At 63.4% G+C, this 11,259-nt stretch carries 12 protein-coding genes and 1 pseudogene; 8 read left to right on the top strand and 5 right to left on the bottom strand.

All coding sequences use genetic code 11. The features are described 5' to 3' along the window. The first annotated feature begins 64 nt into the window (after positions 1–64). From C0606_00345 to C0606_00330, 4 genes are all read left to right on the top strand, one after another. Positions 65–2,140, top strand: coding sequence for a S9 family peptidase (locus C0606_00345; protein ID PLX39032.1), 2,076 nt, complete (start codon positions 65–67; stop codon positions 2,138–2,140). A 195-nt stretch (positions 2,141–2,335) separates the two neighbouring features. Next, positions 2,336–2,683: a hypothetical protein gene (locus C0606_00340; GenBank protein ID PLX39031.1), complete on the top strand. Its 348-nt coding sequence runs from the start codon at positions 2,336–2,338 to the stop codon at positions 2,681–2,683. Positions 2,684–2,757: 74 nt separating this feature from the next. Further along, positions 2,758–3,531 (top strand): hypothetical protein, encoded by a 774-nt coding sequence (locus tag C0606_00335; protein PLX39030.1) that lies wholly within the window; start codon positions 2,758–2,760, stop codon positions 3,529–3,531. Between the two features lie 133 nt (positions 3,532–3,664). Next, entirely contained in the window at positions 3,665–5,137 is a 1,473-nt protein-coding gene (locus C0606_00330; protein PLX39029.1) for a cation:proton antiporter, read from the top strand. A gap of 107 nt (positions 5,138–5,244) precedes the next feature. Here C0606_00330 and C0606_00325 read toward each other — a convergent pair whose 3' ends face one another. Both C0606_00325 and C0606_00320 read right to left on the bottom strand, forming a co-directional pair. Continuing rightward, complete coding sequence (locus C0606_00325; GenBank protein ID PLX39028.1) at positions 5,245–5,451, bottom strand: DUF2892 domain-containing protein; 207 nt, start codon at positions 5,449–5,451, stop codon at positions 5,245–5,247. 137 nt (positions 5,452–5,588) lie between these two features. Continuing rightward, positions 5,589–6,290 (bottom strand): annotated as a pseudogene (locus tag C0606_00320) (Crp/Fnr family transcriptional regulator). 122 nt (positions 6,291–6,412) lie between these two features. On the opposite strand from C0606_00320, the gene C0606_00315 reads away from it, so the two are divergent. Together C0606_00315 and C0606_00310 are read left to right on the top strand one after the other, a co-directional pair. Continuing rightward, a complete protein-coding gene (locus C0606_00315; protein PLX39027.1) occupies positions 6,413–6,706 on the top strand; it encodes a hypothetical protein in 294 nt (97 codons plus the stop codon). Positions 6,707–6,797: 91 nt separating this feature from the next. Then, positions 6,798–7,154, top strand: a complete 357-nt coding sequence (locus C0606_00310) for a hypothetical protein (protein ID PLX39026.1) — start codon at positions 6,798–6,800, stop codon at positions 7,152–7,154. A gap of 33 nt (positions 7,155–7,187) precedes the next feature. Here the strand turns inward: C0606_00310 and C0606_00305 are convergent, their stop codons facing one another. The 3 genes from C0606_00305 to C0606_00295 form a co-directional block, all read right to left on the bottom strand. Continuing rightward, the gene (locus C0606_00305; protein PLX39025.1) at positions 7,188–7,949 is read right to left on the bottom strand and encodes a hypothetical protein; all 762 of its coding nucleotides are present in this window, start codon (positions 7,947–7,949) and stop codon (positions 7,188–7,190) included. Between the two features lie 91 nt (positions 7,950–8,040). Continuing rightward, positions 8,041–8,637: a superoxide dismutase gene (locus C0606_00300; GenBank protein ID PLX39024.1), complete on the bottom strand. Its 597-nt coding sequence runs from the start codon at positions 8,635–8,637 to the stop codon at positions 8,041–8,043. A gap of 235 nt (positions 8,638–8,872) precedes the next feature. Next, positions 8,873–9,727, bottom strand: coding sequence for a branched chain amino acid aminotransferase (locus tag C0606_00295; protein PLX39023.1), 855 nt, complete (start codon positions 9,725–9,727; stop codon positions 8,873–8,875). Between the two features lie 169 nt (positions 9,728–9,896). Here C0606_00295 and C0606_00290 point away from each other — a divergent pair, with 169 nt between their 5' ends. After that, complete coding sequence (locus C0606_00290; protein ID PLX39022.1) at positions 9,897–10,337, top strand: glyoxalase; 441 nt, start codon at positions 9,897–9,899, stop codon at positions 10,335–10,337. Between the two features lie 203 nt (positions 10,338–10,540). Further along, positions 10,541–11,203, top strand: coding sequence for a haloacid dehalogenase type II (locus C0606_00285; GenBank protein ID PLX39021.1), 663 nt, complete (start codon positions 10,541–10,543; stop codon positions 11,201–11,203). The last annotated feature ends 56 nt before the right edge of the window (positions 11,204–11,259 follow it).

The following is an 11,259-nucleotide window of genomic DNA, read 5'->3' as shown; positions in this document are numbered from 1 at the left end:
ATGACCGTCAACCACGGTTTTCAGCGTTGGCATTTTTTCCCGGACCCGACACAAGGACTTCGCCGTGCAGCCGCCGATTGCCGAAAAACGCCCCGTTACGTCAAACCAGCATGGTGTCGAGCTGACCGACGACTATGCCTGGCTGCGCGCCGATAACTGGCAGGAGGTGATGCACGACCCGAGCGTGCTGGCGGACGATATCCGCGCCTATCTGGAGGCCGAGAACGCCTACATGACCGAGGCAATGGCCGACACGGACGCCTTGCGCGAGGCGCTGTTCGCCGAGTTGAAAGGTCGCATCAAGCAGGACGATTCGAGCGTGCCCGCCGCTGACGGCGACTACGCCTATGCGGTGAAATATACGGAAGGCGCGGAACACCCGATGTTCGTGCGCACGCCGCGCGACGGCGGCGACGACACCGTGCTGGTCGACGGCAATGTGCTTGCCGAGGGCAAGGCCTATTTCCGCCTCGGCGGCGTCGATCACAGCCCGGACCACAGACTGGTCGCCTGGGCCGCCGACGACAAGGGCTCGGAGTATTACACGCTGCGGGTCCGCGACGCGGCGACCGGCGCCGACCTCGACGATTTGATCGCCGATACATCGGGCGGCGCGGTGTGGGCGAATGACGGAAAAACGCTGTTCTATGTCGTGCTCGACGCCAATCACCGGCCGACCAAAGTCATGCGCCATATTGTCGGCACGTCCCCGAAAGACGATGCGCTCGTCTACGAGGAAGCGGATTCCGGTTTCTTCGTCGGCGTCGGCAAGACGCAGTCGGGCAAGTACATCCTCATCGACTGCCATGACCACGAGACCTCCGAGGTCCGCCTCATCGACGCGGATGCGCCGGAAAGCAGAGCAGTTCTGGTCGCGGCCCGCGAGACCGCGCACGAATACGGTGTCGAGCATCATGGCGACCGGCTCTACATCCTGACCAATGCCGACGACGCGGAGGACTTCAAGATCGTCACCGCGCCCGTTGCAACGCCGGGCCGCGAACATTGGAGCGATCTGGTCCCCCATGAAGCGGGACGGCTGATCCTTTCGCTCACCACCTATGCCGGCCATGTCGTCCGGCTGGAGCGCAAGGACGGTTTGCCGCGCATCGTCATCCGCCGCCTTGCCGACGGCGACGAGCACGCCATCGCCTTCGATGAAGAAGCCTATTCGCTCGGCGTATCCGACGGCTACGAGTTCGACACGACGACGCTGCGCTTCACCTATTCGTCGATGACCACGCCGGCGCGGGTCTTCGACTACGACATGGAGAGCCGCGAGCGCGTGTTGCGCAAGGAACAGGAAGTTCCGAGCGGCCACGATCCCGAGCGCTACGTCACCCGCCGGCTGCTGGCGCCGACCGCGGACGGCGAGACGGTGCCGGTGTCGCTTTTCTATGCCAAGGACACGCCGCTCGACGGCTCCGCCCCGTGCCTGCTCTATGGCTACGGCTCCTACGGTATTTCGATCCCCGCCTCGTTCTCGACCAATGCACTGTCGCTGGTCGACCGCGGCTTCGTCTACGCCATCGCCCACATCCGCGGCGGCAAGGACAAGGGCTATCGCTGGTACAAGCAGGGCCGGCGCGAGCACAAGACCAACACCTTCTCCGACTTCATCGCCGCCGGACGGCATCTGATCGCCGAAGGCATCACCGCCGAGGGCCACATCGTCGCGCAGGGCGGATCGGCGGGCGGCATGCTGATGGGCGCGGTCGCCAACATGGCGCCGGAGCTGTTCGCCGGCATCATCGCCGAGGTGCCCTTCGTCGACGTGCTCAACACCATGCTCGACGACACGCTGCCGCTGACGCCGCCGGAATGGCCGGAATGGGGCAATCCGATCGCCGACAAGACGGCGTTCGACTTCATCCGCAGCTACAGCCCCTATGACAATGTCGAGGCGAAGGCCTATCCGCCGATCCTCGCCGAGGGCGGGCTGACCGATCCGCGCGTCACCTACTGGGAACCGGCGAAATGGGTGGCGAAGCTGCGCGCGACCCGGACCGACGAAAATCTGCTTTTGCTGAAGACCAATATGGATGCCGGCCATGCCGGGGCGAGCGGCCGTTTCGCCCGCCTCGAAGAAGTCGCGTTCAACTGGGCTTTCGCACTGAAAGTCACCGGCAAGCTCGGCTAGAGCGGCTCAGGGGGCAGCTTTCCAACCACTCCGAAGCGGCACCGCGTCAATCTGCTCCCATTGACCCGACGCCGTTTGCCCGTATCCTTCCCCAATTGCATCGTACCGGATGCCACGGGGGTGGGGCCTTTGATGCGACGGAACGGCCGAAACGGCCGACGGAGCGGACTGACCGCATGGCTTGCGTTCTGGGCCATGCTGCTGCAGGTGGTTTTCGCCGCCGAGCACGCATCCGCCATGGCCGTCGCCGCCGGTATCGGCGGACCGACCGGCACCCCTATCGGTTTCCTGCAGATCTGTACCGCCGACGGCATCGTTTCGCTTGACGGGGACAACGATCGACATGCGCCCGACGATGACAATGCGCCTTGCGTGTTGTGCGCCAGCGCCGCCGTCTCGGGCGCTCTCGATGCCGGCAATGCGCCGGCCCTCGCGGACCCCGCTCCGACCTGCCTGACGGTTCTCGTACCGCCCTCGGCGGATTTCGAACTCGCCGAACAGCATCGCCGCGCCGGCACGACGCGCGGACCACCCTCGGCCTGACACAGCCCAAGAACCAAGAATGAAACCCGTCCCGCCAGCAGTGCGCGCGGCCTGTGTCACATGAGGACCATTCCATGTCGAAATCCGTCTTTTCCGTTTGCGGGGCGCTGTTCGCCGCGCTTGTCACGCTCTTTTCCACGCAAAGCCCGGCAGCCGCCGGCGACAAGGTCGTCGTCAGCACTCCGGCGTTGCACTCCCTCGTCGCGACCCTGCTCGAGGGCGTCGGTACCCCTGCCCTCCTGTTCTCCAACAAGGATGCCCTGTCGGATCCCGTCCCCGATGCCGACGCGCTTGCCGCGATCGAAGCCGCCGAAATGGTGATCTGGGCCGGGCCGGAATACGAGCAGGCGCTTGCTGGCATCCGCACGCTCGATGCCTCGATCGGCTTCAAGAGCCTGACGCTGTCGGCGACCACGCCGCTGATCAGCATGTCCGAGGCCGGCAATGCCGACCGTCCGAGCGGGCGGCACGATATGCGGTTCTGGCTCGACCCGCGGCTCGCCAAGCTCGCTGTCAGCCGCATCGCGTCCAATCTGGTGCGGGTCTATCCCGATGGCGGCGACCGCATCCTCGACAATGAGATCGTGCTGAAGAAGCGGCTCGCGGCACTTGAGAAGTCGATGCGCGACGCGCTCGATGCCCCACACGGCGCACCGGTGCATGTGCCGGAATCCGACATTCTCTATCTCGCCTGGCGGTTCAATCTCGAAGCTCCCAACTGCCCAGCCGCGGCAGCGAAGATAGAGGCGTTCGGCCAGACGGCGGGCATTGACCTCTATTTCGCGATGATGGCGCAGGTGCTCGAAGACCTGCAGCGTTGCCGCCCGGCGAACAGGCCGGCGAGCTGACCCAAGCTGCCCGGCCGGCGGCCCATTTTCGCCGGCTGGGCGCCTCTCGCCCGGATGCGCCGTTCCGCCAATCGCTCTTTTCGTTTCAAGACGTTAAAGTGGAGATCGATTCCCGACTTCTGAGGAGAGCGCGTTGGAAGGCCACACAGGTGATCTTGTCGGTATTGCTGTTGTCCTGTCGGTTTCGGCGCTCGTCGGTATCCTGTTTCTTCGCCTGAAACAGCCTCCCGTAGTCGGCTATATCCTCGGCGGCGTGGTGCTCGGCCCGACCGGCGTCGGGCTCGTTACCGCAACCGAGTCGATTTCGCTTCTGGCCGAGCTCGGCGTGGTGTTGCTGCTCTTCCTGATCGGCATGGAGATCAGTCTGAAGGCCTTTGCGCGGGTGCTCAAACCCGCCGTGATCACCATGGCTGGACAGACCAGCTTCGCACTTCTGGTCAGCTTTGCTATCGGCACGTTTCTCGGCTGGCCACCGCAACAATCGCTGTTGATCGGTTTCATCATGGCTGTGTCGTCGACCGCCGTTGCCATGACCATGCTCGATGCCATCGGCGAGTTGCGAACCGCGACGGGCCGGATGACGGTCGGCGTTCTGATTGCTCAGGACATCGCCATCGTTCCGATGATCATTCTGGTCGATTCGCTGTCGGGCGAGATCAACCACCCTGTCCTGCTGGTCCTGAAGATGGTCGGCGCCGGGCTGTTCCTGACCCTTCTGTTCCGTTTCCTGGCGCGCTCGAACAAGCTGAACCTGCCGTTTACGGAGGCTCTGTCGGGCCGCGAGGATCTCGTCGCGGTCGCGGCCATCGCCTACTGCTTTGCGGCTGGCGCGCTGTCCGCCCTTGCAGGGCTGTCGGCCGCTTTCGGTGCCTTTGTCGCCGGTCTCGTCATCGCGAATTCGACACTGCGCCAGGAAGCCATCTCCGTCACCCATCCGATCCAGAGTGTGCTAGTGGTGATCTTCTTCCTGTCGATCGGGCTGCTGATTGACCTCAACTACATCCTCGCAAATATCGGCACGGTGCTGCTGTTCGTTTTCGTGGTGCTGACGGCGAAATCCATCGTCAATGTGGCGCTGCTGCGCGCGGTTGGCGAACCGTGGGAACGCGCTTTCCCGAGCGGCCTCATCATGGCGCAGATCGGCGAGTTTTCCTTCGTGCTTGCCGCAGTCGGCATTGCCAACGGCGCCATCGGCGGCGACGGCTACCGGCTCGCGGTCGCCGTGATCGCGCTGTCGCTGCTTGTCAGCCCATTGTGGATGTCGGTGATCCGTCAGTTCCACGATATCGCCGAGGAAGGCCTTACCGACTTCCGCGCCGCCCTTGCCGAGACCTATTATGCCGAGGTCGAGCCGCTCGGACGCGGCTATCGGCGGGCCAGGATCGAAGCCTGGCGGCGGCGCAAGGCCATCCGCGGGATGATGGAACGCAGGCGCGAGCGGCGAGCCGCTGCGGCAAAGGCCGCAATGCCGGCCGAGACTGCGACCGACGAGGAAACGGCAGCAGCGGATGCCGCGACACGGGCCGCGATGCGTCTGAAGAAAGCGGATGAGGCCTTCGCCGGTGCTGGCAAGGCGCCATCCGATGAAGGTGGCAGCGCCGCCTGAAAGAAAACGGGCAGAGACCGGCTCGATGCCGATCCCTGCCCGCTTTCTGTCTACCCATCGGGCCCGCCGGCATCAGACCGGCTTAGACCCGCAACGGGAAATACGGCTTACTTCATCGGGCAGGTCTTGATGCCGAACAGCGTGTAAGCCGGGCACCAGGCCAGCGCACCGGTCACCAGCGGCACAACGCCGATCCAGCCAACCCACTTCCAGGCGATTTCGGCCGGGCCGAACAGCGCGAAAGCGATAAGAGCGATACCGACAACGATACGAAGAATGCGATCGACGCCACCGACGTTAACGAGCGAACCCATGGTCAGTCTCCTTGAAAAACGACACCGGCCCCTCCTCCTCGAGGCGCCTTCGGGTCATTCCTAATCCACTAGGGGATGCGTCGTCCGTGACAAAGTCACATTTCAGCGACCGGATTTTGACTTCATCGACATAAACGTCAGGCAGTCCCCTCGCCGCTGCCGCCGGAAAGCTCGGCGAGGCGGTTCAGCGCGTCCCGGTCGGCAAGAGTGATGCGGCCGCGTTCCAGCGAGACCATGCCCTGCTTTTCGAAGGTCTTGAGTTGCCGGCTGACGACCTCACGGGCCGAGCCAAGATCGGCGGCGATGTCCTGATGGGTCGCATCCACGATGCCTCCTTGCGCGCGGCGTAACAGCAACCGGGCAAGCCTCGCATCAAGGCGATGGAACGCGACGTCCTCGAGTTTGGTCAAAATGTCGGTGATCCGCTGTCCGAAGCCTGCAAAGACCAGCGCGCGGAAACGCGGCGAGATGTCGAGCAAGCGGCGGAACACGGGATACGGAACAGCGACGCCGTCGGTTTCGATCTAGACGACACCTTCCGCGCCATAGGCCTCCTCGCCTAGCAGGCAGGCGGTCGTCAGCAGGCAGGCCTCGCCGTTGCGGACCCTGTAGAGCACAACTTCGCGCCCCGTATCGGCGATCATCTGCACGCGCACCGATCCGGATACGACGAGCAGCCAGTTGGCGCAGCTCTCGCCTGGCGAAAAGACCCGCGCGCCAGCCGGCAGGCGCATGCGAACCGCGCGGGCCAGCAATTCCTGACGCGCGCCGTCTTCAAGGCCGGAGAGACCTTCGAAGGCGTCGATCCAGGAAGTTTGCGGAGTGCTGGCTGGCGACATGACGACTCATTCAGGAAACCGGTAATTCGGCCATATTGTTATGGTGGGCTCTGCGTTGAAGCAAACACCGGAGTCGAGCGATGCGACATCCTTCCCGTTTTACCGCAGCTATTGCCACCCTCTTGGTCGCTTCAGCGCTCCTTGCCGCGACCGGGTTTGCGGCAGAAGCGCAGACGGTCAAGCCGCGCCCGGCGCCGGGCGACTGCGAGAAAATGGCCCTGCAGCATGGCGCGGAAACGCTCTGGTGGGGACGCTTTTCAGGGCGCAAGATCGGCTTTTTCGACCGAACGGAAAACCGTTCCGAATGGGCCTGCTTCCTAACCGAGCGTGAATGCAACGACTGGCTTTACTGGATGCGGACCGACTACCCCGAACGGTGGTGGATCAATCGCTGCGACAAAGGCTATGGTGGGTAATGACGTTGCCCGGCGGCATCAGGCGGCATGGCCACCCGGCCCTGCCCGCCGCCATTGAAGATATTTGTACTGCGGCCCGTGCGATGCGCACATGCCCGACCTTTCGGAGGGTCCAATCATGATGGAAGTTCTGCGCGCCGGCTTCGGCATTGCCTACGGGCTTTTTGCTGCCGACCCGAACCTGCCGTTCACCACCGACGACCCGCTTCCGAGCGTCTACGGCTCGCAATATGACTGCAGCATCGCAACGAAGACCCACGATCCCGACCGACTCTGGCAGGGGCGGTTTTCAGGCCGGATCATCCTCGGCGATGGTCCGCGGGTACGGCAGGTTTCGCGGGTTGCCTGCTTCCCGACCAAGACGGAATGCAACACCTGGCTCTCCTATTGGGACAGCAAGGTGCATGGCCATATCATTCAGTTCAGCTGCAAACGCGGCGTACGCTGATCCGCCAGACGTCCCCGGCAGATACTCCGAACGCTACTCGAGAAGGATGATCTCGTTGTCGGGATCCGGCGCTGCTGCCGGCTTGGCACGCGCCGGTGCTTTGGAAGGTGCGGGCGGCGGTGCGTTTTCGACTGGCTTCAACACCCGAATTTCACCGGTCGCGCCGGGCCTTGTGCGGGCAATGACGGCGTGAGCCTCGCTATGTCGACGGTCTTCGCCGGGGAAATCCGGACGGGGATTGCGCCGCCGGTCGGGACCGACATAACCCGACGCGGTGGCCACGCAATCGCGCGGGCGCATCAATGTGGTCCGCAGGCGCTGCATGAATACGTTGGGGCGAAGCGGTTTGACGAGCACCTCGTCGATGCCGGCACTCACCGCGTTCTGGATCAGGCGCCGGTCGGCGTGACCGGTGATCAGGATCACCGGCGTCAGGCGATTCACCGAGGTTGTGCTTGCGCGCAACTTCTCGACGAAAGCGACGCCATCCAATCCCGGCATGACGTAGTCCAAGGTGATGCAATCGACCGGATTGGTTTCAAGAAATTCGAGACCGACGAACGGATCGAGCGCGTCCGCGATCTCGCGAATGCCCATATCGCGGATAATCGAACGCAGCAGGCTGACAAAGGTTCGGCTGTCATCGACGATGAGCAGTCGCTTCGATGCCAATTCGTCGGCCACCTGATTATGCATAACGCGCCCCGGGGAACCCTGATACTCGATTTTCGACAAGCATAGAGGGTGGGCGTAAATATTCCCTTCATCGGAACGTTGCGAACGATGCACGCGCATTCAGGATTTCGAAAGCAAAACGGCGGGGACATGCCCCGCCGTTTCGAACTCGCGTTCAGGTTTTCGACCGGCGTTCTACGCCGGAAAGCCCTTACTTCGCCGCTTCGAACTGCTCGAGCACGAAGTCCCAGTTGACGAGATTGTCGAACCAGGCTTCGAGGAACTTCGGACGCGCGTTGCGGTAGTCGATGTAATAGGCGTGCTCCCACACGTCGCAGACGAGCAGCGGGGTCGCGCCGGTGCCGAGCGGGTTTTCCGCATTCGCCGTCTTCTCGATGGCGAGCTTGCCGTCGCGCAGGACGAGCCAGGCCCAGCCGGAACCGAACTGGGTGACGCCAGCGTTGAGGAAGTCTTCCTTGAACTTCGCAAGGCCGCCGAGATCAGAGTCGATCTTGGAAGCAATGGCGCCCGGCAGGCTGCCGCCGCCATTCGGCTTCATGCCACGCCAGTAGAAGTCGTGGTTAAAGGTCTGGGCGGCGTTGTTGAACAGGCCGACATTGGAGCCGCGCGAGCCGATGATCACGTCTTCCAGCGACTTGCCTTCGAGGCCCGAGCCTTCGATCAGCTTGTTGGCGTTGGTGACATAGGTGGCGTGGTGCTTGCCGTGGTGGAATTCGAGCGTCTCGGCCGACATATACGGCTGCAGCGCATCGGCGGCATAGGGCAGAACCGTCAATTCGAAAGCCATTGCGATCTCCTCATGAGTTTGTCGCCCGGTGCAGGTCGAGGCCGACCGACCGGAGCAATTGGGGGCATTTTGCCGCGGTGGGAACTTATGTTTCGGAACATAGGTCGCGACCCGCGCGTCGGCAATCGGCGGCGTGGGAAAACATGCGAAAAAACGAAAAATTCCCGCGGTCGAAAATCAACGGAAATTTGCCGGCTGTCCGGATTTTCGCCGCCTGCCGACTGGTGTGACAATATCAGGCGTGCGCCCACTCCCAGTAGAGCTCGCGCGCCTTGGCAGCCACCGGCCCCGGTTCGATCGCGCGATCGCCGATCCGGTTGACCGGGCTGACCTTGGAATAGTTGCCGGTCGAGAAGATTTCGTCCGCCGCGTAGAAATCCTCGTAGCGCAGCGAGGTCTCGAACACGCCGTAGCCGGCCTCGCGCAGCAGCGCGATGATGCGCTGGCGGGTTATGCCATTGAGGAAGGTCCCATTCGGCACCGGCGTGAAGACACGGTCGTCGCGCACCAGGAACACGTTCGCGGTTGCCAGTTCCGCGACATTGCCGAGCATGTCGAGGACGAGCGTGTTGTCGAAGCCGGTATCGCGTGCGCGCTGCAGGGCACGGGCGTTGTTGGGATAGAGGCAGCCGGCCTTGGCGTTGGTCGGCATGCACTCGATGGTCGGCCGGCGGAACGGCGACAGCCCGACGGAGAAGCCGGTCGGCTGCGGCATCGGCGTCTCGTAGATGCACAAGCAAAATTTGGTGCTGTCCGGATCGGGAGCGACGGCCATGAAGCCGCCCTCCTCCGCCCAGTACATCGGCCGGATATAGACGGCCGCGTCATCGCCGAATTTGGCGTAGCCTTCCCTGGCGAGTTCCTCGATGGCGCCGGCCTCCATGGTCGGATCGAGGCCGAGGGCGCGGGCCGAATGATTGACCCGCTGACAGTGCCGGTCGAGGTCAGGCATTACGCCCTCAAATCCGCGCGCACCGTCGAAGACGCTCGAGCCCAGCCAGCTCGAATGGGTTCGCGGTCCCATAATCGGCGGATTGCCTTCCAGCCACTCGCCGTCGATCCAGGTCCAGGTTTTCGACCATTCCGCCATAACGCGTCCTCCGTTTGGCAAATCGAACGCACCACACGGGCCGCCGTCAACTCCTTGGGGCAAAAAAACCGGGTCTTTTCATTCGCGCACGCATGTTCTGTTTTTGTTCTGGACAAAACTCCGCATTTCGGAAAAACTCGAAGGGATTGGCGTCGAAAGGGAGAGAACGATGGACCAGCGACTCACCATGGTGACACTCGGCTTAGACGATCTTGCTGCCGCGCGGCGGTTCTTAGAAGACGGTCTGGGGTGGAAACCGGCCGCGTTCGAGAGCGATCAGGTCGCATTCTATGACACCGGAACCACGTCACTCGGGCTGTTCGGGCGCAAGGCACTGGCAGAGGATGCCGAGGTCGAAGACGACGGCGGCAGCTACCACGCTGTCTCGATTGCCTGGAACGGCGTCAGCAAGGAGGCCGTCGACGAAGCATTCGCCCGTGCGGTTGCAGCCGGCGGCGAGCCGGTGAAGACGCCGCAGGAGGTGTTCTGGGGCGGCTATTCCGGCTATGTCCGCATCCCCGGCGGACACCTTCTGGAAATCGCCTTCAACCCGATCTTCCTGCTGGATGAAAGCGGCAAGATGGTGCTGCCGCCACCGGCTGGGGCGTAGCGCGCGTGGACAGGCGAAGGAAAGCCGACGCGGTCTTTGCGGCTTGACCGGAAGGGATGAACGCGATTGTCTTGCAGCGGGAAACGCGGCGGCGCGCGGCGCCGGCGAGGAAGCGACCGCAGAACAGACCGCAAAGCGGCGAACGGCAGTCAGTCAATGGAGCCCGGCGGCGCGCTCGAGATTCAAGGAAAGAGGCAGGCGCAATGGCACCTTCGGTCTATGTTTTCGACGCCTACGGCACCTTGTTCGACGTTCATGCCGCGGTACGCCGGCATGCCGAAGCGGTTGGTCCGGACGGGCAGAGGCTGTCGGAGATCTGGCGCGCCAAGCAGCTTGAATACTCGTGGGTGCGCGCCCTGATGGGCCGCTATCAGGATTTCTGGCTCTTGACCGAACAGGCGCTCGATTATGCGTTTCGCATGGTGCCGTCAGCCGACACCTCGGTGCGTCCGATGCTGCTCGATGCCTACCGCCATCTCGATGCCTACCCGGAGGTGCCCGGCGTCTTGCGGGCATTGAAGGATAGCGGCGCGCGGGTGGCGATCCTGTCGAACGGTTCGCCGGAGATGCTCGCGAGCGCGGTGTCCTCCGCCGGGATCGACAATGTCGTCGATGCGTCCATCTCCGTCGACGAGTTGCGGACCTACAAGACCGACGAGCGGGTCTACGAGATGGTGACGACCCATTTCCGGGTGTTCCCGGAGGCCGTTTCCTTCCAGTCGTCCAACCGCTGGGATATCGCGGGGGCTGCCGCCTTCGGCTTCCGCCCGGTCTGGATCAACCGCACAGGCCAGCCGGACGAGTATTCCGACCTGCCGCCGAGCGCGATCCTGTCGTCGCTGAGCGGGCTCGAAACCCTCGCTTGACCGCTACGGACAGGCACGCCTGGCCATCTCGTCGCGGCGGCTTTCGACGCCAGGAA

The organism is Hyphomicrobiales bacterium, from assembly GCA_002869065.1.
GTDB lineage: Bacteria > Pseudomonadota > Alphaproteobacteria > Rhizobiales > Rhodobiaceae > Rhodobium.
The sequence above is the reverse complement of the archived record's forward strand: the minus strand, read 5'-3'. Positions and strand labels throughout refer to the sequence as shown.